The 22,089-nt window shown below is 43.4% G+C and carries 26 protein-coding genes and 1 tRNA gene; 21 read left to right on the forward strand and 6 right to left on the reverse strand.

Annotated features, from left to right (window positions below; translation table 11 throughout):
• The 21 genes from KAU88_07170 to KAU88_07270 all read left to right on the forward strand — a co-directional run bounded on the left by KAU88_07170 (position 1) and on the right by KAU88_07270 (position 16,455).
• Positions 1 to 576, forward strand: coding sequence for a 30S ribosomal protein S4 (locus KAU88_07170; GenBank protein ID MCK4478289.1), 576 nt, complete (start codon positions 1 to 3; stop codon positions 574 to 576).
• The gene (locus KAU88_07175; GenBank protein ID MCK4478290.1) at positions 573 to 968 is read left to right on the forward strand and encodes a 30S ribosomal protein S11; all 396 of its coding nucleotides are present in this window, start codon (positions 573 to 575) and stop codon (positions 966 to 968) included. Before KAU88_07170 ends, KAU88_07175 begins: the two co-directional genes overlap by 4 nt.
• A 65-nt stretch (positions 969 to 1,033) precedes the next feature.
• The gene (locus KAU88_07180; GenBank protein MCK4478291.1) at positions 1,034 to 1,843 is read left to right on the forward strand and encodes a DNA-directed RNA polymerase subunit D; all 810 of its coding nucleotides are present in this window, start codon (positions 1,034 to 1,036) and stop codon (positions 1,841 to 1,843) included.
• Between the two features lies 1 nt (position 1,844).
• The gene (locus KAU88_07185) at positions 1,845 to 2,207 is read left to right on the forward strand and encodes a 50S ribosomal protein L18e (GenBank protein MCK4478292.1); all 363 of its coding nucleotides are present in this window, start codon (positions 1,845 to 1,847) and stop codon (positions 2,205 to 2,207) included.
• A gap of 4 nt (positions 2,208 to 2,211) precedes the next feature.
• The gene (locus KAU88_07190) at positions 2,212 to 2,658 is read left to right on the forward strand and encodes a 50S ribosomal protein L13 (protein MCK4478293.1); all 447 of its coding nucleotides are present in this window, start codon (positions 2,212 to 2,214) and stop codon (positions 2,656 to 2,658) included.
• 1 nt (position 2,659) lies between these two features.
• On the forward strand, positions 2,660 to 3,073 hold the full coding sequence (locus tag KAU88_07195; protein MCK4478294.1) for a 30S ribosomal protein S9: 414 nt from the start codon (positions 2,660 to 2,662) through the stop codon (positions 3,071 to 3,073).
• 14 nt (positions 3,074 to 3,087) lie between these two features.
• Entirely contained in the window at positions 3,088 to 3,312 is a 225-nt protein-coding gene (locus tag KAU88_07200; protein ID MCK4478295.1) for a DNA-directed RNA polymerase subunit N, read from the forward strand.
• 18 nt (positions 3,313 to 3,330) lie between these two features.
• On the forward strand, positions 3,331 to 4,608 hold the full coding sequence (gene eno, locus KAU88_07205) for a phosphopyruvate hydratase (GenBank protein MCK4478296.1): 1,278 nt from the start codon (positions 3,331 to 3,333) through the stop codon (positions 4,606 to 4,608).
• Positions 4,589 to 5,293 carry a 30S ribosomal protein S2 gene (locus KAU88_07210; protein MCK4478297.1) on the forward strand — a complete coding sequence of 235 codons (705 nt, stop codon included), beginning with the start codon at positions 4,589 to 4,591 and terminating at the stop codon, positions 5,291 to 5,293. The genes eno and KAU88_07210 overlap by 20 nt, the downstream gene beginning before the upstream one ends.
• 20 nt (positions 5,294 to 5,313) lie before the next feature.
• Complete coding sequence (gene amrB / locus KAU88_07215) at positions 5,314 to 6,159, forward strand: AmmeMemoRadiSam system protein B (protein MCK4478298.1); 846 nt, start codon at positions 5,314 to 5,316, stop codon at positions 6,157 to 6,159.
• 163 nt (positions 6,160 to 6,322) lie between these two features.
• Complete coding sequence (gene mvk, locus KAU88_07220) at positions 6,323 to 7,315, forward strand: mevalonate kinase (protein MCK4478299.1); 993 nt, start codon at positions 6,323 to 6,325, stop codon at positions 7,313 to 7,315.
• A complete protein-coding gene (locus KAU88_07225; GenBank protein MCK4478300.1) occupies positions 7,305 to 8,615 on the forward strand; it encodes a UbiD family decarboxylase in 1,311 nt (436 codons plus the stop codon). The genes mvk and KAU88_07225 overlap by 11 nt, the downstream gene beginning before the upstream one ends.
• A gap of 4 nt (positions 8,616 to 8,619) precedes the next feature.
• Positions 8,620 to 9,816, forward strand: a complete 1,197-nt coding sequence (locus KAU88_07230) for an aconitase X catalytic domain-containing protein (protein ID MCK4478301.1) — start codon at positions 8,620 to 8,622, stop codon at positions 9,814 to 9,816.
• Positions 9,807 to 10,196, forward strand: coding sequence for a DUF126 domain-containing protein (locus tag KAU88_07235; protein ID MCK4478302.1), 390 nt, complete (start codon positions 9,807 to 9,809; stop codon positions 10,194 to 10,196). Before KAU88_07230 ends, KAU88_07235 begins: the two co-directional genes overlap by 10 nt.
• 144 nt (positions 10,197 to 10,340) lie before the next feature.
• Positions 10,341 to 11,180, forward strand: coding sequence for an isopentenyl phosphate kinase family protein (locus KAU88_07240; protein ID MCK4478303.1), 840 nt, complete (start codon positions 10,341 to 10,343; stop codon positions 11,178 to 11,180).
• A 6-nt stretch (positions 11,181 to 11,186) separates the two neighbouring features.
• Positions 11,187 to 12,281, forward strand: coding sequence for a type 2 isopentenyl-diphosphate Delta-isomerase (fni, locus tag KAU88_07245; protein ID MCK4478304.1), 1,095 nt, complete (start codon positions 11,187 to 11,189; stop codon positions 12,279 to 12,281).
• Between the two features lie 2 nt (positions 12,282 to 12,283).
• Positions 12,284 to 13,360, forward strand: a complete 1,077-nt coding sequence (locus KAU88_07250; protein ID MCK4478305.1) for a polyprenyl synthetase family protein — start codon at positions 12,284 to 12,286, stop codon at positions 13,358 to 13,360.
• A gap of 47 nt (positions 13,361 to 13,407) precedes the next feature.
• The gene (locus tag KAU88_07255) at positions 13,408 to 15,123 is read left to right on the forward strand and encodes a glutamate--tRNA ligase (GenBank protein MCK4478306.1); all 1,716 of its coding nucleotides are present in this window, start codon (positions 13,408 to 13,410) and stop codon (positions 15,121 to 15,123) included.
• A gap of 25 nt (positions 15,124 to 15,148) precedes the next feature.
• A complete protein-coding gene (locus KAU88_07260; protein ID MCK4478307.1) occupies positions 15,149 to 15,697 on the forward strand; it encodes a DUF998 domain-containing protein in 549 nt (182 codons plus the stop codon).
• A 124-nt stretch (positions 15,698 to 15,821) separates the two neighbouring features.
• Positions 15,822 to 16,160 carry a hypothetical protein gene (locus tag KAU88_07265; protein ID MCK4478308.1) on the forward strand — a complete coding sequence of 113 codons (339 nt, stop codon included), beginning with the start codon at positions 15,822 to 15,824 and terminating at the stop codon, positions 16,158 to 16,160.
• Positions 16,161 to 16,293: 133 nt separating this feature from the next.
• On the forward strand, positions 16,294 to 16,455 hold the full coding sequence (locus KAU88_07270; protein MCK4478309.1) for a hypothetical protein: 162 nt from the start codon (positions 16,294 to 16,296) through the stop codon (positions 16,453 to 16,455).
• A 56-nt stretch (positions 16,456 to 16,511) separates the two neighbouring features.
• Here the strand turns inward: KAU88_07270 and KAU88_07275 are convergent, their stop codons facing one another.
• The 6 genes from KAU88_07275 to KAU88_07300 all read right to left on the reverse strand — a co-directional run bounded on the left by KAU88_07275 (position 16,512) and on the right by KAU88_07300 (position 22,088).
• A complete protein-coding gene (locus KAU88_07275; protein MCK4478310.1) occupies positions 16,512 to 17,621 on the reverse strand; it encodes an ABC transporter ATP-binding protein in 1,110 nt (369 codons plus the stop codon).
• Positions 17,622 to 17,640: 19 nt separating this feature from the next.
• Positions 17,641 to 19,278, reverse strand: a complete 1,638-nt coding sequence (locus KAU88_07280) for an iron ABC transporter permease (protein ID MCK4478311.1) — start codon at positions 19,276 to 19,278, stop codon at positions 17,641 to 17,643.
• Positions 19,279 to 19,347: 69 nt separating this feature from the next.
• On the reverse strand, positions 19,348 to 20,007 hold the full coding sequence (locus KAU88_07285; GenBank protein ID MCK4478312.1) for a DUF47 family protein: 660 nt from the start codon (positions 20,005 to 20,007) through the stop codon (positions 19,348 to 19,350).
• 192 nt (positions 20,008 to 20,199) lie between these two features.
• Positions 20,200 to 20,376: a hypothetical protein gene (locus KAU88_07290; GenBank protein MCK4478313.1), complete on the reverse strand. Its 177-nt coding sequence runs from the start codon at positions 20,374 to 20,376 to the stop codon at positions 20,200 to 20,202.
• Between the two features lie 55 nt (positions 20,377 to 20,431).
• Positions 20,432 to 20,528, reverse strand: a tRNA-Glu gene (locus KAU88_07295).
• A 216-nt stretch (positions 20,529 to 20,744) separates the two neighbouring features.
• The gene (locus tag KAU88_07300) at positions 20,745 to 22,088 is read right to left on the reverse strand and encodes a radical SAM protein (GenBank protein MCK4478314.1); all 1,344 of its coding nucleotides are present in this window, start codon (positions 22,086 to 22,088) and stop codon (positions 20,745 to 20,747) included.
• Between the last annotated feature and the right edge of the window lies 1 nt (position 22,089).

The following is a 22,089-nucleotide window of genomic DNA, read 5'->3' on the forward strand; positions in this document are numbered from 1 at the left end:
GTGGGTGATCCAAAAAAGCAACGGAAAAAATATGAAACTCCCAGGTTTCCTTTTAAGATAGACATATTGCAGGCAGAACTGAAGCTGCTTGGCCAGTATGGATTGCGAAACAAAAGGGAACTGTGGCGTCACAAGACTGTGTTATCGAAGTTCCGGGGCATAGCACGCTCCATAATGGCCATGCCTGAGGAAGAAGGAGAAAAACTGAAGCAGCAACTTTTAAGAAGACTCGACAGACTTGGAATACTTCCAGAAACCACCGTCCTAGATGACGTGTTGGATCTAGCAATTGAAGACATTCTTGAAAGGAGACTACAATCTCTTGTCTTTCATAAAGGCTTAGCCAAGTCAATTCATCAATCTCGTCAACTCATAATACACGGTCACATCACCATTAGTGGGGAAAAAGTAACGTCACCAAGCTATTTAGTACTAAGAGATGAGGAAGCTCATGTTGACTACGCTCCGATGAGCGCCATAGCAAATATGAATCATCCACTGCGTCAAACCCTAACGAGTATGCCTCAAGCTGAGACAAAAGAGGAACCTGCTGAAGAGGAGAAAACAGCAGCATGAGTGGGAAAACTGAAAAATGGGGCATCGTCCACATCTACAGCTCATATAACAACACCATCATTCACGTGACGGATCTCTCAGGAGCAGAAACCATTTCAAGAACCAGCGGCGGCATGTTTGTAAAAGCAGACCGCTTAGAATCCTCACCATATGCTGCCATGCGTGCTGCAAGAGCTGCTGCTTCAACTGCAAGAGAAAAAGGCATAACATCCATACACATAAAAGTAAGAGCTCCTGGTGGTTCAGGTGCCAGAACACCAGGCCCAGGAGCACAGGCAGCCATACGAGCTTTGGCAAGAGCTGGATTTCGCATAGGACGCATTGAAGAAGTTACACCTATTCCTCATAACGGCACTCGAAGAAAAGGTGGGCGAAGAGGCCGAAGAGTATAAAACGTATCTGCCTAGGCAGTGTCAAAAACGCTGATTAATATGTCTGGGAAAGGAATGCAAAACTCGTGAAAATTCAAATCTTGGAAAAGAATGAGGTTTCATTACGTCTGCTTATTGAAGGAACTAATGCGGCTTTCGCGAATACACTGCGAAGAATCATAATTTCAGAAGTGCCTACTATGGCCGTAGACGACGTGGTGATCATCGAAAACTCCTCCCCGCTTAAAGATGAAGTTCTAGCTCACCGAATTGGACTTACGCCGCTGAAGACCGATCTAGACACCTACAACTTACCTGAAAACTGTGCCTGCAAAAGCGAGTTTGGATGCAACTTGTGCCGCGTATCTCTAGTACTAGACGTAGAAGCAGAAGACCACACCATAACAGTGTATTCTGGGGACTTCAAGTCAGAAAACCCATCTATAGTTCCAATTAGTAACAAGATTCCCCTGGTCAAGTTAGCGCCAGAACAGAAAATAAGGTTAGAAGCTTACGCGCGGTTAGGAAAAGGTAAAAGTCATGCAAGATGGCAGCCCGTTTCTATGTGCGCTTACAAGTATGTGCCGATTATTAAAGTGGACACTAGATTTTGCAACCTTTGTGGCGACTGCATAAAAGTTTGTCCAAAAAACATCCTTGTAAAAGCAGGAGACAAAATTGAGATTCGAAATATTGAAAACTGCACTTTATGTGAAGACTGCGTAGACGCTTGCCAAAGAAAACCCAAAGCAATAGAAGTAACGTGGGACGAAGACTCGTTCATTTTTGGCATTGAATCAACAGGTGCCCTTTCGCCAGAAAGAATTCTACAAGAAGCACTCAACGTCTTAGATGGAAAGCTAAAAGATTTTCTGAACCAATTAACAGGGAAGTAAGATGAGAAAAACAAAACCTGACAATCCGCAACTACTTGATCTCATTCGCTTTTTGAAGAGAGCAGCAAGAGAAAATGACGCAAAAATATGGGGTAGCATAGCCGACGCTCTGTCTAAACCAAGGAGCAGACGTGTATCGGTAAACCTGAGCCGCATAAATCGCCACACTGAGAAAGGTCAAGTAGTGGCTGTTGCTGGCAAAGTGCTCGGGTCTGGGGCACTTCGTCATCCCGCAACAGTTGCGGCCTTCACATTTTCAGCTGCAGCAAAAGAAAAAATAAAAAAGGCAAAGGGGAAATGCTTGATGTTCCCTGAATTGGTCAAAAAGAATCCTAAGGGTTCAAACGTGAAAATTGTTGGGTAGAAACATGAAACTGCAAAGCAAACATGTAACAGTCGTTGATGCTAATAATTTGATACTTGGCAGAATGGCAACTGTGGTCGCAAAACGCCTTCTTCAGGGCGAAAGCATCATAATTCTAAACGCAGAGAAAACAGTAATCTCAGGAAAAAGACTTAGCAGAGTAAAAGAGGCAAAAAGAAAGTTGGAAATCGGGCACCCCCGAAAAGGCCCATACTATCCTAGAAGACCCGACCGATTTGTAAAGCGTACTATTCGAGGAATGCTACCTCGAAAAAAGCCAAAAGGTAAAGAAGCGCACAAAAGGTTACGTGTTTTCGTTGGGGTACCTCAAGAGTTTAAAGACCAAAACGTGGAAGTAATATCCGAGGCAAAAGCTGAGAAGTTAAAATGCTCATATATTACTGTGGGCGAACTAGTCAAGGAAATTGGATGGATTCCAGCAGGTGAATAACATGTCAAGTTCAAAGAAAATTATAACAATCAGTGGAAAAAGAAAGACCGCTACAGCAAGAGCTACAATAAGAGCTGGCAGAGGAAGGATTCGAATAAACAATGTTCCTCTAGAAATATTTGAGCCACAAACTGCTCGACTAAAAATGATGGAGCCTCTTCTTCAAGTTGGCGATGAGCTTCGGAACCAGATTGACGTAAACATAAAGGTTTCAGGTGGAGGTTTCATGGGGCAGGCAGAGGCTGCAAGAATGACAATAGCTAGAGGACTTCTAAGGTGGACTAAAAGTAAACATTTACAGTCGATTTTCACTGAATATGACAGAACCATGCTTGCAGGAGACCCTCGACGAAAAGAACCGAAAAAATTCGGAGGACCAGGTGCTCGCGCCAAGAGGCAGAAAAGCTACAGGTAAGGATGAATTAAGAAATGATTATTCCTGTTCGCTGTTTCACATGCGGCAAAGTAGTAGGCGATAAATGGGAGGATTTTGCTAGACGAGTAAAAGAGGGGGAAGATTCAAGCAAGGTATTAGATGATCTCGGCGTAACCCGTTATTGCTGCCGGAGAATGCTTCTTTCTCATATAGAAATAATCGACGAAATCATCAAATTCTATGAATCTGGAAAAAAAAGACAACTGAGGCCACCATAAAAGGGGAATCACCAAGGTTTGTCCACTCAAATAAAAGAAGTTACGGTGCGCAAAATTTTCAACAGCCGCGGAGAAGAAACAATAGAAGTGGACATAGTAACTAAATCTGGTTTCGGAAGAACCGCAGCGCCAGCAGGAGCAAGTAAAGGCCTAGCTGAAGTTGTATATTACCCAAAAGACGATGTAGACGCAGCCGTGGAGATTGTTGAGAAATTAATTGCACCTAAACTAATTGGCATGAATGCAGATGAACAAGAAGAAATAGACTCCCTTCTCCACGAAATCGACGGGACAGAAAACTTCAGCCGAATAGGAGGAAACACTGCTTATGCAGTCTCCTTGTGCGCCGCAAAGGCAACATCCGACTCTCATCACGTGTTTTTATATGAATATCTCGGAGGCTACCTTGCTTATGAACTTCCATTTCCTTTAGGGAACGTCTTAAGCGGAGGTAAACACGCCCACGGTAGAGCCCCAGACATACAGGAATTTCTGGTTTTGCCTATCCATGCAAGCTCTTTTTGGGATGCCGCTAAAGCCAACGTGGCATTTCACAGAAAAGTGGGCGAAATTCTCAGAAAAACCAAGAAAACGTTTACCAGTGGAAGAAGTGATGAAGGCGCGTGGATCGCCGACATAAACAACAACGACGCCTTGGAACTCATGAAGCAAGCATGTGAAGACGTTTCAAAACAACTTGGATTCGAATGCAGAGTAGGATTAGACATCGCCGCATCATCGCTTTGGGACCAAAAAAAGAAACGTTACATTTACTCTCATGAAAAAATTGAAAGAACACAAGAAGAGCAAGTAGAATACGTTTTAGAATTAATCGAAAAATACAACCTGATCTATGTGGAAGACCCTTTTCACGAAGAAGATTTCGAAAATTTTGCGTGGCTAACAAGAATAACCAGCAACTGTCTCATATGCGGCGACGACCTATTTGTTACAAACGTTAAACGACTTAAACATGGAATCAGGGAAGCCGCTGCAAACTCGATAATAATAAAACCAAATCAGGTAGGAACACTCACCGACGCTTGGGAAGCCGCAAAAATGGCTAAAGAAGCACTATACACACCTGTAGTATCACATAGGTCAGGTGACACTGTGAATGCAGAAATCGCTCATTTAGCAGTCGCTTTCCATTGCCCCATTATTAAGACAGGTGTAGTTGAAGGTGCCCGAATCGCAAAAATCGACGAACTTATCAGAATAGAAGACACGCTTGGAAAAAGAGCAAAAATGGCTGAAATTCCATTAAAGGAGGAAAATATCCCTGTCAGAAAATGAAGATATCGAAAAAACTGAAAACACCGAAAAAACGAGCATTCAAGAGAAAACTGACGAAGAAATCTCGTTAGCAAGTGAAGAAGAACTCCTACTGCCACGCGACATGATGCTCTCCGCAGGCATCCACATTGGAACCCGGATGAAAGCAAAAGACATGAACCAATTCATCTATCGCGTAAGACCTGACGGCTTATTTGTTCTGGATGTTAAGCAAACAGATGAACGAATACGCATTGCAGCAAAGTTTCTTTCAAGATTTGAACCTAAAAAAATCGCTGCTGTCGCAGCCCGACTCTACGCACGCTATCCGGCAAAGAAGTTCTGCGAGGCAACAAAAGCAACACCTATTGTAGGGAGATTCGTTCCTGGACTGTTCTCAAACCCTCTATATCAAAATCACCTCGAACCAGCAGTTATTATTGTTTCAGACCCAAAAGCTGATGTTCAAGCTGTAAAAGAAGCAGGAATCATGGGCATCCCGGTTGTGGCATTATGCAGCACTGACAACGAATTCTCCGGCGTAGACTTTGTGATTCCAACGAACAACAAAGGCAGAAGAGCCTTAGCGGTTATTTATTGGATGCTGGCTAGGCAAGTACTTCGTGAGAAGGGAGAGTTAGCACCTGATAAAGACATGGAATCGTCCATTGACGACTTTGAAGCAAAAATATCACAAGTAAGATAGCCAACTGAAGGGGCACGTAAGTGAGAGTAAGAAGACCATGCCAGGCAGGAAGCTTCTACGCTGCCACTGCAGAAGCGCTAAAAAGGCAGATAAAAAACTGTTTCACGCATAGACTAGGTCCAGGAAAAACTCCAATTACACGAGAGGGTTCAAGAAACATCATTGGCTTAGTTTGTCCCCACGCTGGCTATATGTACTCGGGTCCAGTGGCTGCCCATTCTTACTATAACTTGGCGGCTGATGGCAAACCAGATGTCGTCGTGATTTTTGGCCCAAATCATAGGGGACAAGGTAGCGGATTAGCAGTTATGAAAGAGGGGGGTTGGCGAACACCTTTGGGCGATGTGCAAATTGACGAAGAGACAGTGAATCTGATTTTGTGCAAGTCAAAAATTATTGACGTGGATGAGCTGGCACATACTTACGAGCATTCAATTGAAGTTCAACTTCCCTTTCTTCAATATCTTTACGGCTCAGCGTTCAAGTTTGTACCCATAAGCTTTCTCATGCAGGATCTTGAGTCCAGCTGCGAAGTAGGTCAGGCTGTAGCAGAGGCTTTGGATGGAAAAAACGCGTTAATCATCGCCTCTACGGATATGACCCATTATGAGCCCCATGAAACAGCTGCAAAGAAAGATAAGAAAGCACTTAGTGCCTTAGAAAAACTGGATGAAGAAGAGTTTTATTCAATTGTTGAAAGTAACCATATAACTGCTTGTGGGTACGGTCCTGTCGTGGCTCTTATTACCGCAGCTAAACTACTTGGTGCCACGAAAGGTCAAATACTCTGCTATAAAACAAGTGGTGACGTTACAGGAGATTATTCAGCCGTAGTCGGTTACGCCTCAGTCGCTGTAACAAAATAGAATTAGCACTCGCGCAGGCAGAGGCAACCTGTTGCTGGCTACAAAATCCATCTTATTCCATAAAGATTAGTCGACTGAAGCAAAATTTCGTTGATGTGTTCTATTGCTTCTAAAAAGTGTTTTATTTATTTCTTAGCAATAATCCTTTCTAGGGGTAGTTCAAATGGGAAGAGGTTCGGGCTTCGGAAAAGTCATCCTGTTCAACGAACACTTCGTTGTTTACGGTGTCCCAGGAATTGTTTCCGCAATTGATTCAACAGCTTACGCAGAAGCAAGAAAAGCTGGAGAAGGAATAGTGGTGAAAGATGAAAGAAAGGGTGCAAAAGGGTATGCTGAAAAGAAAAGGACTCAGCAAAAAGACTCAATAGATCGAATGCTCAAAGCTATGGGCGTTAGTCTGGAAAAAGCCTCTTTAGAGATTTGGTTGGGAGGAACCCTCCCTAGTTTCAGTGGAATCGGTGCTTCTGCTGCGAGCAGTGTTGCAATTGCCAGAGCCATAGCAGAAGAATTCAAATTGGATTTGTCCGATGAAAGAATCAATGATATTACCTATGAGGCTGAGAAAGCTTACGCTGGAACCCCTTCAGGCATTGACAATACTGCAGCGACTTATGGGGGATTGATTTGGTTCAAGAGAGCTCTATGTGGAGGACCAAACACAATCAAGAAATTGAGTATAGAAGGACCTGTTGAAATTGTCATAGGCAACACAGGAATCGTAGCTGACACTAAGGAAATGGTTGCTGGGGTTGCAGCAAGAAGGAAAAAGAATGCAGAAAAATACGATCGGCTGTTTAAGCAAACAGAAGAGTTAGTGTTCACAGCAAGGAAAGCCTTGGAAGATTTTGACATAAGAAAAGTTGGGGAGTTGATGAACGAAAATCATCGTCTACTGCAGGAAATTGAAGTTTCCTGTGAAGAACTCGATTATTTGGTAAACTTAACTCGAGAGGAAGGAGCGTTTGGAGCAAAACTCACGGGGGGTGGCGGTGGAGGCTGCATGGTAGCCTTAACCCCTGGGAGAACATTGCAGGAAAAGGTTGCAACAACAATTGAAAATGAAGGATTTAAGGTGTTGAAAACAAAAATTGGGATTCAAAAATATAAAGAAAAAAAGGACCTATTAGAAAGAAGGAGGGAGAAAATTGGGGTTTAGACGTTTCTTGGAACAACTTGACACAGAAGGAGAACTAACAAGAGTAAGAAAGGAAGTCTCGACTGAGTATGAACTGGCGGGAATTATAGATGCCCTCAAGGAAAAGCCCATATTTTTTGAGACAGTGAAAGAGTCCAACATCCCTGTTGTAGCTGGTCTCGTCTCTTCAAAAGAGTTGGTCGCCAAAGCTCTAAACGTAGAAAGGAGGCAATTGCTGCACAAGCTATCTAATGCGATAAAAAAGCCTTTTCCGTCTCCGAATGTTGTGAAGAAGGGAGAATGCCAACAAATCGTTGAGAAAGATGTTGATCTAACAAAACTCCCGATAATGAAGTACACAGAAAAGGACGGTGGAAAATATGTGGCATCCGCCATAGCGATAATAAGGGACCCTGAATTGGGTAGAAACATGTGCTTCCACAGGTTGATGCTGCTGGATAGGAAAAAGTTTGTAGCCAGAATCGTCGAAGATAGGGGAACGGACACCGCCCTGAAAAAATCTGGTGGCGAACTTGAGATAGCGATGTGCATAGGAAACTCAACCGCCGTTCTCCTAGCTGCTTCCACATCTCTGCCGAAAGGCGTCGACGAATTAGGAATGGCTAATGTGCTAGAAAAAACGGAACTGGTGAAATGTAAAACCGTTGATCTCGAGGTCCCGAGAGACTGTGAAATTGTATTAGAGGGAAGAATAACGAAAGAAAGAGCACCTGAAGGGCCATTCTTAGACCTCACAGGAATCCTCGACAAGGTAAGACAGCAACCAGTAATAGAAATAAGCTGCATGACCTCTAGAGAAAAGCCCATCTACCAAACCATACTTGCTGGAAGAAAAGAACACAAGCTATTAATGGGAATGCCCAGAGAACCAACTATCTTCAATGAAACGAACAAAGTTTGTGAATGCAAGGATGTTTACATAACTATTGGTGGTTGCAGCTGGCTGCATGCAGTCGTGCAAATAAAGAAACGGAACGCAGATGATGGAAAAAAAGCGATCAGAGCGGCTTTTAAAGGTCACAGATCATTGAAGCACTGTGTTGTTGTGGATGACGACATAAATATCTATGATCCGAATGAAGTCGAGTGGGCAATTGCAACTAGATTTCAAGCAGATGAAGATGCTGTTATCCTACCAAAACAAAGAGGATCTTCTCTTGATCCCTCTGGAGATTTGACTGAAGGAAAAAAAGCGATAACATGCAAGATGGGATTAGACGCAACGATTCCATTCACACAAACAGGTAAAGGCTTCAGGAAAGAGGAATACAGAGAAGTTGATCTAGGCAAATTCTTGTGATTTTATGTATCTCACGAAAGAAGAAGAGAGAATGCTGAAGGGAGAAGAGGGCTACGCAGTAAAAAAATCCATGGAGATACTCGTCGCCTTAGGCGACATCTACGGCGCTGAAAAGCTCATAAAAGTAGGCTCTGTTCAAGTGGCAGGTGTATCATACCATAACCTCGGAGATGCTGGTCTGGAATTTCTAAACGAATTGGCAGAAGACGGGAAAGTCAGAGTGCTCACAACTTTGAATCCTGCAGGAATGGATCTGAAGGATTGGAAGAAGCTCGGGATCGACGAGGAGTTCGCAAGAAAGCAGAATTTGGTCATCGACGCCTTCAAGAAAATGGGCATAATCATCTCTTGTACGTGTACTCCTTACCTGATAGGTAACCTACCAATATACGGAGAGCATATTGCTTGGTCGGAATCCTCTGCAGTTACTTTTGCCAACTCTGTTATCGGAGCAAAGACAAATAGAGAAGGAGGCCCATCAGCTCTTGCGGCGGCTTTTGTTGGCAAAACACCGTACTATGGACTTCATCTGGACGAGAACAGAGCACCAGACACTCGTGTGCACGTAGCTGCAAAATTGAAAAAAATCTCAGATTGGGGAGCTCTTGGCTACTGTATTGGCAAGAAAGCAGAAAACAAAATCCCGTACGTAACTGGCATTGAAGATGCTAATTTAGATGAGTTGAAATCTTTCTGTGCCTCCGTGGTGACTTATGGCTCAAAACCCCTGTTCTATATGAGGGGAATAACCCCTGGATCCGAAAAACATCAACCCCCTAGAGAGACTATCACAATTGAGAATGAGGACATAGAGGAAGCATACCAAAGCATTAATGACGACTTTTGCACCGTCGATTTAGTCTGCATTGGTTGCCCCCACTGCTCAATTAAAGAAATCGCTGAAATAGCAAAGCTGCTGAAAAACAAGAATATATCTTCAAACACCGAATTCTGGGTCGCATGCTCAAGATTTGTGAAACATATCGCAGATGAAAGAGGTTACACTGAAGTAATCGAAAGGGCTGGGGGGAAATTCGCTTGTGACACTTGCATGGCTGTAGCTCCACTGAGAGGAAAATTTCGATCTGTCGCAACAACCTCTGCAAAAGGATGCTACTACTCAAAACATAACGATATGATGACAAAAATGGGAAGTCTGGAAGAATGCATAGAAGCTGCGGTGAAAGGAAAATGGAGTTAAGAGGAAGAACCATTTCAAAGGGAGTTGCAGAAGGAGAAGCCCTGAGCACATCACAACCAATCTCATTTTATGGCGGGGTTAACCCAGATACCAGCGAGATAATAGAAAAAGGGCATGAACTGGAAGGAAAAAGAGTCAGAGCTAGAATGTTAGTTTTCCCAAATGGAAAAGGATCAACCGTTGGGTCCTACACACTCTACAGAATGAAAAAGAATGGTATGGCTCCTGCCGGAATCATAAACAAAGAATGTGAAACTGTGGTCGCTGTTGGTGCTATAATCTCAGAAATTCCTTGTGTTGATAAGATTGATGTTTCAAAAATAAGAACAGGAGATTTCGTTCATTTAGAGAATGGCGTTGTCACAATAAAGAAGCAATGAGTTCAGATGGTTGATGCTTCGCGGCCCGGTTTTTAGGCACAAAACGGGCTGGAGATAGAAATAGGTGCATAATAGCTTGGGCTGAACCGAAGAATTTAAAGCGCGTCAAAAAGGCTATAGAGCAAGCTGACGGAGGGGCTTTTGTTGCTAGAAGAACTGCGGACGGAGCCAAAATTTAAGGGCAAGGCTGAAGGCAAATTAGTTGTTTTGAAGCTCGGTGGCTCCGTGATAACCGATAAAGAAAAACCTATGACCCAAAATCTAGACGCCATACAACGGCTGGCAAAGGAAATAGCTGACGCAAATGTTGAGCGACTAATTATAGTGCACGGCGGCGGCAGCTTCGGTCACCCTCTAGCAAAACAATACAAGATCAAAGAAGGCTACGAAGAGCAGTCACAAATTGAAGGTTTTTCAAAAACACATCAAGCCATGCTGGAACTAAATAAACATGTTGTGGACGCTCTAATACGCCATAATATCGCAGCCTTCTCTGTTTCTCCCTCATCCTTCATAATTACGAAGGCTGGTCGAATCCAAGTCTTCTATGACAGCACGTTGACACGGCTTCTAGACACGGGGTTTGTGCCCGTGCTTTTTGGAGATGTCATTCTCGACATCAATATTGGATTCACAATACTCTCTGGTGACCAACTGGTTGCTGCCTTGGCGACAAGATTCAAGGCTTATAAGATAATTATTGGTGCAGACGTAGATGGCTTGTGCACTTCTGACCCGAAGACTGATGTTTCTGCACAGTTGATACCACATATTACGTTGCAGAGGTTGAAAGCTCTTCTACATAATATTGAAGAAGCAAAAGTAACCGACGTGACTGGGGGCATGTTGGGCAAGATTTTGGAGTTGATACCAGCTATTAATGCTGACATTCCAGCGATAGTTGTTAATGCTGCGAAGGAAGGCAACATTTACAAGGCGCTTAAGGAAGAGGAAGTAATCGCAACATTAATCGAAAAAGAGTGAAATGTGTTGCCAGGTCAAACGGAGAATAGAAAAGCTGATCACATACGAATCTCCTTGGAGGAAAATGTGCACGCTAGAAGGATTGCCACGGGTTTTGAAAGCGTCTGCTTCGTGCACCGAGCCTTACCTGAAATCGACCGCGATAGAATCCGTCTCACTACGAGAGTTTTCGATCACGAATTTTCCGCTCCGATTTTTGTTGGCGCCATGACTGGAGGTACAAAAGAGGCCGCAAAAATCAACACTTTTATCGCTGAAGCGGTTGAGGAGCTCGGTTTGGGGATGGGTGTTGGAAGCCAAAGAGCAGCAATAGAAGAAGCTGAACTAGAGTCAACATACAAAATTGTTAGGAAGAAGGCTCCAGAGGCCTTTTTGGTTGCCAACATTGGAGCATCTCAGCTTGTGCAAGGATATGGTGTTGAAGAAGCTGAAAGAGCGGTGGAAATGATTGAAGCAGACGCCTTAGCAATTCACCTAAACCCACTGCAGGAGGCAATCCAACCAGAAGGTGAAGCAAATTATGTTGGTGTCCTTCAAAAAATAGAAGAGATAACGAAGGCGCTTCAATTACCCATAATTGTAAAAGAGACAGGGGCAGGTATATCCGCTGAAACTGCGAAGAAACTTGAACAGGCTGGAGTACAAGGCATCGATGTTTCTGGCGCTGGTGGGACAAGTTGGGCGGCTGTAGAATATTACCGAGCAAAAACTGCTGAAGACGTGTTTCGACAACGGTTGGGCGAGAGTTTCTGGGACTGGGGTATACCTACTGTTGCAAGCCTGGTAGAAGTCAGCCAATCCACAAAACTTACGGTCATGGCTTCGGGCGGGGTGCGAACAGGTATAGATGTAGCAAAGGCATTGGCGTTGGGTGCAAGTCTAGCCAGCATGTCTACTCCAATACTACGTCCTGCTACTAAGAGCACAAGCGAAGTGAAAAAAGTCTTGAATTTCGTCATCGAAGAATTGAGAAACACCATGTTCCTCGTCGGCGCAGAATCATTGGACGAAATGAAGAAAGCTCCCTTGATATTACTAGGAGAGACAGCAGATTGGTTAGAAAAGCGAGGCTTCAAACCTGAATTGTATGCAAGGCGATAACTATGGAAATTAAGGTTGAGAAGTTTCTAGAAAGGCAGGTTGCCATCGTTGATGAGATGATTGAAAAGTATATTCCGAGAGAATTCAGGGAAGACGCAGTTGTCTTTGCTCTTAATCCACCGAGATATGCGTATAATCTTGGCGCCTTGAATAAGGCAGTCGCAGAACCCATTTGGGAGTTTCTTAACCGAGGTGGAAAACGTTGGAGACCCAGCCTATTCCTATTAATTTGTGAAGCATTAGGAAAGAATCCAAAAGACTTCCTAGAATACGCCATAATCCCCGAGGTCATACACAACGGAACATTGATGATAGACGACATAGAGGACCAGTCGGAATTGAGGAGAGGTAAACCATGCACTTACAAGTTGTTTGGCCTAGACATAGCAATAAACGCTGGCATCGCCATGTGCTATCTCCCCCTTCTATCTCTCATTAAAAACCGAGACAAAATCCCAACAACCATGCTAAACAAGGCTTACGAGATTTACGTGCAAGAAATGATTAGCCTAAGCTTTGGTCAAGCAATGGACATCGCGTGGCACAGAGGCTTAGCAGACGCAGACAAGATAGATGAACAAGATTACTTGCAAATGTGTGCTTATAAGACTGGAACTTTGGCGAGGATAGCGGCGAAGTTAGCTGCAGTCTTATCAGGAGCTGATGACAAGTTAACTGAAAAGCTGGGATATTTCGCAGAGGCTGTTGGCGTGGCTTTTCAGATACAAGATGACGTCTTAGACTTAACTGAAAGAGAGTTTGCTGAAAAGAAAGGGGCGCGGGGAATGGACATTTCTGAAGGCAAACGCACATTGATGGTTATCCATACTTTACAAATAGCAACGCTCACAGACAAAAAACGACTTCAAGAAATTTTGAGAATGCACACAAACAAGCAAGAGCTACGTGACGAAGCCATCGCCATAATGGCGAGGTACAACTCCATCGAGTACGCAAAAGAGCATGCACGCAAAATTGTGGGAGAAAGCTGGAGCAACGTTGACACGTTACTGCCCGCTTCAACTGCAAAAGAAAAATTAAGAGCCTTCGCCGACTATCTTATCCAAAGAAAAATTTGAGAATTTGAGTGACTTTATTGTCTTCTAACGCTGAACTCAGAGAAAAGATGAAGAAAATCGCACTGCTAAACGCCATTAGGCATGAAGGAAAGGCGCAGCAAGGACCAGTTATCGGCAAACTACTAGCTGAAATGCCAAGCTTAAGAGCAAAGGCCAAGGAAATAGCACCTATTGCGGTACAGATTCTTAGAGAAGTCAACAACCTTAGTTTCGAAGATCAAAGAGAAATTGTAGAGGAGAACTGGCCTGAAGCTTTTGTACGAGTGAAAGTAGAAGAGAAGAAGAGACTTCCACCATTGCCGAACGTAGACAAGTATGAAGTGGTTGTGACACGTTTTTCTCCTAACCCCGACGCTCCGATCCATCTTGGCTCTGCAAGAGCCATAATTCTGTGTCACGAATATGCAAAAATGTACGGGGGAAAGTTTCTCGTGCGCTTCGAAGACACAGATCCAAAACTGAAACGTCCACAGCTACAGTTTTACGACTCCATAAAAGAAGATTTGGAATGGCTAAAATGCAAACCCGATGAGTACTTCATTCAAAGTGACCGTTTACTGATCTATTACGAATATGCAGAGCGATTACTTAGAGAAGGAAATGCTTATATCTGCACCTGCAAATCCGAAACGTTCAAAAAATTGATTTTAGCCAAGAAGCCATGCTCATGCCGCAGTCTGCCGTCCAAAGAACAGATAAAACGTTGGAACGAAATGCTTGATGGCACTTGCAAAGAAGGAGAGGCCGTTGTACGCGTCAAAACAGATCTTACGCACCCAAATCCAGCGGTTCGAGATTGGCCAGCGCTACGCATAATCGACACCGAGACTTTTCCGCATCCCCGTGTCGGCAGCAAATACCGTGTCTGGCCACTGTACAACCTCGCATGTGGCGTAGATGACCACCTCATGGGTGTAACGCATATAATACGTGGAAAAGAACATTTGACTAATCAGACTCGGCAAGAGTTTATGTATCGTTATTTTGGCTGGAAGTATCCAGAGGCAATTCATTATGGACGTATGAAAATCACTGGGGCATCTTTAAGTAAGTCAAAGATCGTGCAGGGAATGCGTGATGGAGTCTATAAGAGTTGGGACGATCCAAGGTTAGCGACTTTTGCGGCGCTTAGACGGAGAGGCATACAAGCAGATGCGATAAAGCAGTTGATGATTGATGTTGGACCTAAGACGCAAGACATAACGCTTAGCTGGGAGAACATGTATTCGCACAACAGAAGGATCATTGAGCCTAAAGCGAACCGTTACTTCTTTGTGTACAACCCTGGGAAAATAATTGTGAGCAATCTTCCCAAATCATTTGTCGCAAAAATTCCTTTGCATCCTGACTATCCTGAAAGGGGCTTTCGCAGATTCAATGTTAAACCAAAAGGCAGTGTTGCAAAGTTTTGGATAGCAAATAAAGATGTTGAGAAAATGAGGAAAGATCAAGTTATTCGGTTTATGGAGCTATTCAACATAAGAATAAGCAGTTTGGAAGAAGATGTTGTGAAAGCAGTTTTTCACAGTCAAGAGTATAAAGAAGCGAGGAAAGTTAAGGCGCCATTAATTCACTGGATTCCAGAAAACGCAGATGCAAGGTGCCAAGTGGTGTTACCTGACGCTTCAGTTGCTGAGGGTTTGGCTGAAGAGGGTTGTAAACAACTGCAAACTGATACTATTGTGCAGTTTGAACGGTTTGGTTTTGTGAGAATAGACCGTAAGAAGGAAGGGTTGATTACCGCCTATTATTGTCATCGTTAAAACGTGACAACTTGAGGTGATTGATATGAATGAGCGGAATTATGCCCTGTTTGGCGTTGTTGGACCTATAGTGGCTTATCTTTTCATCATTGTCTCTATAGTGCTGTCGCCTTGGTTTAGTTGGTCGGTCAACGCTTTAAGCGATCTTGGGCATGCTGTTAGAAGCGATGTTGCGCCGTTATTTAATTTCGGTTTATTGCTGGCGGGGTTCTTCATTATGATTTATTCAATCACAGCCTTTAGGGACCATGCTAAATATGCCAGCTACTGCTTGTTAATCTCGGCTTTTCTGCTTCAGTTGGTCGCGACTTTTGATGAAGTGTACGTCTTTCTCCATTTTCGGGTATCAGTATTATTTTTTGTGTCATTCGGCTTCGCCTCTATCACCTACGCCTTAGAAAAAAAGTCTATTCTAGCCTTAGCGGCGTTCACGATTGGTTTAGGTTCATGGATTTTGTATTTTGCGGGGATTTATGGTGCGGGAGTTGCTGTGCCTGAAACCATATCGTCGGTGGCAGTTGTGTCGTGGGTTATGTTGTCTGCTTTTAGAATCTACCTTGGCAAATCGGTTTAACATTGAAGTATAATAATAGGAATTTGAACAATGCAATTTCGAGAAAGTGAATTTCAAATATTTACTCAGATTTCTTAAGAGATTTATTCGCAGTGATGAACCATAAGAAAGGAGAGATTATGCAATGTCCCGTTCAAGACTGGAAAAGTACTTAAGCATTCTTGAAACTCTAGTTCCTGAACCTCTAGAGTTTGAAGACATTTCGTATAAGGCTGACATAGAGTGTAGCACGTTGAAGCGGTACTTGGATTTTCTGCTTTATCACAAGCTTGTTGAAGAACGCGCTTTAAACAAAAAGAAGGCAGTTTACGCCATTAATGAAAGAGGATTAGCAGTATTCAAAACATTGAGAGCGCAAAAATACTTTCAAAAACTTAAGAATATCTTACCAGTGGTAGAGGAAGCAAGCAGCGTTGGACCGATACTTTCAAAACACGCTCACGAACTTGGAGAGGAGCGTTAGTTGTCTTCATTTGGTCAAGAAGTGTGGTTAGTCCTGTTGGAGATATACAAAGCGTTTTACACCTTCGAAATGCGATTATTTAGAATATGCAGTTTTGTCAAGTAGTGGGGGACCTCAATTGAGTGGGAAGACAATGAGTGTTCAACTGATAGAGAAAATTAAACAAGAAATTAAAACTGAAAGAAACTATGTGGATGCGCAAGAGCAAACAGTTAAGATTAGTCTCAAGGACATGACTCAAGAAGAGAAAATACACGAAGCCATCAAGCCATTATACTTAAAAAGGTACGAATAATAGCCAAAGGCTTGTTATTAGCTCTGCGTACTTTGCGTTATAGCGCCCTTCAGGATTTACCCTACTTCTAGTTCAGCTATTAAGCCCTTTGGTGGATACAAGAACATTTGGCTTTTTTCAGGAGAAAACCCAACCGTTACCTCATCAGCTTCTTTGAGCCATTCCCCTCCTAAACTTGGCCTTACAACAGTGATGGAATCGTCATTAGCTAAGCGAATTTCGTAGCGAATGTCTGTTCCTTCAAATCGAACTTTTTCAATAACTCCATTTAATTCGTTGACCAATTTTCTCCGTCCCTTCACTATCTCGAAAGCTTCGGGTCTAACTGCCAAGACAATCCTTTCGTCTATCTGAGAAGCCTCATTTTTCCTTGCGCCAACTTTCAGGTCACCGCGTAACTTTACAATGGTCTTGTCATCTTCCACTCCGATCACTCGTCCCTCGAGGAAATTGGATTCTCCGATAAAGTTGGCTATAAAAATCTGTTGAGGATTCATATATAGCTCGTAAGGCGTTCCCACTTGAAATATGCGACCTTTTTTCATAACGGCAATTCTGTCGGAAATAGCCATGGCCTCCGCTTGGTCATGAGTGACGTGAATAGCCGTCAATCCCAAGTCTTCCACAAGTCGTTTTATCTCGTATCTAAGTTCATTACGAATTTTCGCGTCTAAAGCGCCTAAAGGCTCGTCTAATAACAGAATTTTAGAGCCAGCAGCTAATGCCCTTGCCACCGCGACACGTTGCATCATACCACCGCTTAGCTCGTGGGGATAAGCATCAGCACGTTTGTCCAGTTTTACCATCTCCAGTGTTTCGCGGCCGAGGCGTGCAGCCCTTTTCTCTTCCCAAGCCTTTACTCTAGGCCCATAGGTTACGTTGTCGAAAACGTTCATGTGGGGAAACAAGGCGTAAGTTTGAAAAACGAAGCCGATTCCTCGGTCTTCTGGAGGGACATCGTTGACTAAGGTGTCGTCTATGTAAATTTCTCCTTTGGTTGGTTGAATTAGGCCTGCAATCATTCTGAGTAGTGTTGTTTTTCCACAGCCACTTGGTCCTATGAGGGAAAAATATTCTTTATCTTGAATTTCTAGGCTGACGTTGTCAACTGCCAAGATTTTCTTTCCGAAACGTTTTGTTACGCCTTTCAATTGTATTTTCGGCATCAACACTCACCATCCATATCTAATAGACAGCTTTCCTCCCAACTCCTAATTTAAGGAAAAGCAACACTATAAAAGAAAGCCCAATAAGGATTCCGCAGCCTAACCCAACATCTGAAGCAGTTGCGGGAATTGTTTCTCGAACCCAGTCCACAAGCAACACTGGTGCTGTCTTAAGTTGAGACACTACTGCTAGAGTTGCACCAGTTTCACTTACACTTCTCGTCAACACCATGATGGCGCCAGCGAGCAATGAATACTTGGTCAAGGGTAGAATTATGGTTCGAAACACTGCAAAAGGCTTGGCTCCGTGAATGCGAGCAGCATTTTCTAATTCTATGTCTGTACGCTCTATTGCTGCGGTCATAGATCTTACGAAGTAGGGATAAGTGATTGAAAGATGGGCCAAGATTAGCAAGACTATCTCTGGCACGAACGCAAAATTAGTCCAAAAAATACTCAGAGAAGCTCCCAGAGCCGTAGAAGGCACGATTATTGGAATGTTAACGAGAATGTCCAGAACACCTGAAACAGATCTTCCCATTCTTTTTCGCGCAATCAGAATTGCCATTGGCAGCCCAGCTAAGATGCTTAGCAATGTGACGAGTGCTGCGACAGAATATGACAAGCCCAGACTTGACCAGTAGTCTTGCCAAATTCCGGAACCTGAAACTGCGTTGTTTATGGTGCCATCCATTATCGCTGTAAAGGTAGGTACTGCTACGAAAAGTGAAGGAATGATTACTAACAAAAAGAAGACTAGTAGTGTTAAGGTGTCTCGGGTGGCAGCTACGCCTTTTGAACTCAGATTTCGCTCAAATGAAGGCCAAACACGTCGAATTGGCACATGTAACCTCTTTCCAAGAACAAGGATCACACCGAAAATTGCGCATGAAATTAGTATTAGTATTAGGCTTACGAAGACCAGTGGACCTTGCTGACCATCAATTTTCATGTTTTTCACAAAAATAGCGCCATTTTCAAACGCCCCAGCCACCATCATAGTTGCTCCAGTTTCACTAATTGACCGAGCAAAAGCCAACACAAAAGCACCAATCAAACTAGGCTTCAAAATTGGAAAGGTTACAGTTCTATATACGGTGAAAGTTGAAGCTCCCAAAGTTCTAGCTGCTTCTTCAGAAGTACGCTGATAATCGAGAAGCGCTCCAACCATGACCCGTACAACAACTGGAAAAGAAAAAACGAAGTGAAGAAGTATTACGAGAAGCCACCCTGGAGAAATCAGACTGCCACCAAAAAGCGACGAAATCCCTTGAGGACCACTCCAAAATAAAAGCAGAGAATAACCCAGAGTAACGGTGGGAACCACAAAAGGAATGTCCGCGAGCGTATCTACAACGTTTATCCATCTGGATTTCCCTCTTGAAATAAACCAAGCTGTAGGTATTCCAGCGACAAGGTCGATTATGGAAACAAAAATGGCAACTCCAAAGGAAGCCCAAATGGCATTAGTCGCTCTGGACATTAACTCCGGGTTTTCAGTAATTTCGCCAATCAGGTTCCATTTTAGGCCTATTCCGAAAATAGGTGGGACTAGAATCAACACGAGAAAGAAAAGTATGGCTCCAACGTAGATGCTGTATGCGATTGTTCGATGAGACGAAAGTTTATCGAGGATTGTTACTTTGAATTTGGGCAATTTTACTTTTCTCTCTCGCTTTCTGTTCATTCAAGGCGTATATCGAGGTTTTCAAACAGGGGGCAACGCTTAGAATTCTCTTGTAGACGCAAGGATTCTCACGTAGTCTGCAGTGTCATCACATGAATCGGCTACATGCTCCATTTCTTCTGCCAAGTCTCGAAGGAAAAGCACTGTTGCCGCGTTCATTTCGTCTGAATGTTGAAGAAGAAGTTCCTTTATCTCTTGGTATTTTTCGTCGATTTCGCCCTCTATTTTGTCAATCGTTATTGCAAGTCTTTTTGCTTCAGGTGGGTTTGTTCCAAGCGCTTCAATTGCTCGACGCAAGATCTTTGCACATTCAACTAGTTTGGTTGCTATGCAAACAAGGGGTTTCCAGAAAATCTCTGGAATCTTCGTCTTAAGTATCATATCAACGCTTCTCGCCGCATCTTTAACATGGTCCGCCATCTCGTCCAATCTTTTAACAAGATGCATTATGTCTTCGCGGTCTTGAGGAGGCATCGTGTTTTTCGTTAGTTCTTCAAAAATTGTCCTTCGCAGCTCATCAATCTCGTGTTCAATTTTAGACAAATGCCTAATGTGAGATTCAGCTTCTTTTTTGCTGTTTTTCGCAGCCGCCGCCACGGCTTTCCGCAAATCCACAACCGTGTCTGTTGCCAGAATCATCTGTCTATCTGCAAGTTCAAGAACCCTAGATTTTCGCCTTCTTGCAAACCATCTTTCCATAATTCTCACCTTTTCTCAGAATCATATTTGTTAGTTACCTATTACTTTTTGGTTTTTAACTAAATTGGTGCTCCGGTCGAGATTCGTTAAAAAAGTGCAAATCCCTAACAAGTGAAAGCTTTGTTTTCGGCAGAAATTAGCGGTCTGCTTATATGCGACAGAAAAAGAGGAGGTTATTGACTGATTCGCTTCTTAGGGCGAACAAGAGCTTTTTCCTTCTTCTTCAGCGATTATTTTTGTAATTCGTTCCTGCTCTGCTTGTTTGCATTGCTCATATTTTTCGCAGTGGTGAACGTCTACGCATAACTCTTTAGATACGCCTAAGTCTTGCCAAACGATACATTCTTCTCGTGTTCCCTGTCGTTTCATGTTAGTTTACACCCCAAAAAAAGAGTTAGAGAGTTAGGGATTTAAACAATATGATTGGTGCTCCGGCCGGGATTCGAACCCGGGTCTCCGGCTCGAAAGGCCGGAATACTTAACCGGGCTATATTCGGCAGACAAAACGCTTCTACCGGAGCCCATTCTCGGAGCACTATCCAGATTAACGGTTCTTTCGAATAAATCCTTCTATTATTCGCTGAACCTAACTATATTTTGGAGCGGTTGAGCACCAAACCTGCAGGGCTAAACTAATTTGCCTCTTTTTGAGATACCTTGCAGAAAAAGGAAGCAAAAATCAGTTTTTTCAGCTAACAAAATTTTTACGTATAATGTAGGTCTGTAAATGAATGTTGTTAGGCTTCAGCGCATAAGTATTTGTCTTTTTGGAGCTCTAGGGGGCACCCGCCTCCGCAAATGTGTAGCTGCGGGCAGTCTTTGCATTTTGGTTCTGCATATTCTCTGTTTCTAAGTTGTAGGGCGAGGGGGTGTTTCCAAATTTTTTTCCAGTTATCTTTGAGAATGTTGCCTAGGCTTTCAAAATAGCTTTGGCATGGGTAAACGTCGCCGTTGGGTGCAACGCACATGTTAATTAACGCGGCTGTGCAGGATTTTACACCTAAACCTAGTTTGACAGGATCGAGGCGGCAGTACTGAGTCGGTGTGTACCACAGAAATTTTAGTCCAAGATGGCCTGCTTTTTCTCTGATCTTGGGAAGAAGCTCTTTCAACGTTTCAATTGATAGGGCAAATTCGTCGCTTACTTGGATGGCTTTTCCAGAGTATATTAGGCTGTTGCAGCCAAAAGTTGCGATGCCTAGCTTCTTAATGAAATCTATGGTGTCTAAGAAATCGGCTGCGTTGTATTTGTTGAGTGTGGTGTTTGTTGTAACATAGATTTGTGTGTTCACTGCGTTTTTGATTCCGGCAACGGTTTCTTTCCAGCTTCCTTTCTTGCCGGTGATTTTGTCGTGGATGACGGCTTTGTGTGATTCTAGGGTTATTTGGGTAAAGTCTAATCCCGCGTTTTCCAAGGATTCTACGTATTTTTTGTTTTGTAGTCTTCTTCCATTCGTGATGAGCCCCGTTACTATGCCTGTTTCTTGGGCATGTTTTAACAGTTCAGCCAGGTCTTCTCGCAGGGTTGGTTCTCCGCCCGTGAAGGTTGCGATGAATACTCCAATCTGCTCCAGTTTGTTGATGACTTCTCTCCATTGTTGGGTTGTGAGTTCGGCGGTTTTGTGGGGTCCGCCAGCATAACAGTGGATGCAGTTGTTTTGACATTGAAAGGTTAATGCCAGATCCATTCTTAGGGGGGCAGACAGTGGTTGCGTGAAGGGTTCAACTTGCTTTACGTCAAGATATGAAATTGGACAAACTTCTTCAGTTTGTGCAAGGGTGCTTATTGAAAAAATTAGTTTTTCATGTTCTTCACGGGCTGTCTCCGTTTTTACACGATAAATTTTCCTTATGTTCTTGACTGCTTCTTCCACTGGGATTCCCTGCATTAGAAAGTAGGCGTGGGCTGTTGCGGTTTCATTTAGATACAGAACGGTGTTGGCGTTGATGACCAGTAGTCCTTGGCCGCTGGGCTCCACTCGAAGCTGCAAGGCCATCCTTGCGAAATCTCCAACTCCTCTGTACGTGTAGCGACCCGTAGGGATCTTGGAATGTTTGAAGGCTTTCCGAAGGAAACTCAAA

This window comes from Candidatus Bathyarchaeota archaeon, assembly GCA_023131225.1.
Taxonomy (GTDB): domain Archaea; phylum Thermoproteota; class Bathyarchaeia; order Bathyarchaeales; family SOJC01; genus JAGLZW01.

Excerpts from the sequence above, each read along its gene's own strand:
- KAU88_07175 (MCK4478290.1), top strand. The coding sequence starts at position 573 with ATGAGTGGGAAAACTGAAAAATGGGGCATCGTCCACATCTACAGCTCA.
- KAU88_07185 (MCK4478292.1), top strand. The coding sequence starts at position 1,845 with ATGAGAAAAACAAAACCTGACAATCCGCAACTACTTGATCTCATTCGC.
- KAU88_07190 (MCK4478293.1), top strand. The coding sequence starts at position 2,212 with ATGAAACTGCAAAGCAAACATGTAACAGTCGTTGATGCTAATAATTTG.
- KAU88_07195 (MCK4478294.1), top strand. The coding sequence starts at position 2,660 with ATGTCAAGTTCAAAGAAAATTATAACAATCAGTGGAAAAAGAAAGACC.
- KAU88_07200 (MCK4478295.1), top strand. The coding sequence starts at position 3,088 with ATGATTATTCCTGTTCGCTGTTTCACATGCGGCAAAGTAGTAGGCGAT.
- mvk (MCK4478299.1), top strand. The coding sequence starts at position 6,323 with ATGGGAAGAGGTTCGGGCTTCGGAAAAGTCATCCTGTTCAACGAACAC.
- KAU88_07230 (MCK4478301.1), top strand. The coding sequence starts at position 8,620 with ATGTATCTCACGAAAGAAGAAGAGAGAATGCTGAAGGGAGAAGAGGGC.
- KAU88_07235 (MCK4478302.1), top strand. The coding sequence starts at position 9,807 with ATGGAGTTAAGAGGAAGAACCATTTCAAAGGGAGTTGCAGAAGGAGAA.
- KAU88_07250 (MCK4478305.1), top strand. The coding sequence starts at position 12,284 with ATGGAAATTAAGGTTGAGAAGTTTCTAGAAAGGCAGGTTGCCATCGTT.
- KAU88_07255 (MCK4478306.1), top strand. The coding sequence starts at position 13,408 with ATGAAGAAAATCGCACTGCTAAACGCCATTAGGCATGAAGGAAAGGCG.
- KAU88_07260 (MCK4478307.1), top strand. The coding sequence starts at position 15,149 with ATGAATGAGCGGAATTATGCCCTGTTTGGCGTTGTTGGACCTATAGTG.
- KAU88_07265 (MCK4478308.1), top strand. The coding sequence starts at position 15,822 with ATGTCCCGTTCAAGACTGGAAAAGTACTTAAGCATTCTTGAAACTCTA.
- KAU88_07270 (MCK4478309.1), top strand. The coding sequence starts at position 16,294 with ATGAGTGTTCAACTGATAGAGAAAATTAAACAAGAAATTAAAACTGAA.
- KAU88_07275 (MCK4478310.1), bottom strand. The coding sequence starts at position 17,621 with ATGCCGAAAATACAATTGAAAGGCGTAACAAAACGTTTCGGAAAGAAA.
- KAU88_07285 (MCK4478312.1), bottom strand. The coding sequence starts at position 20,007 with ATGGAAAGATGGTTTGCAAGAAGGCGAAAATCTAGGGTTCTTGAACTT.
- KAU88_07290 (MCK4478313.1), bottom strand. The coding sequence starts at position 20,376 with ATGAAACGACAGGGAACACGAGAAGAATGTATCGTTTGGCAAGACTTA.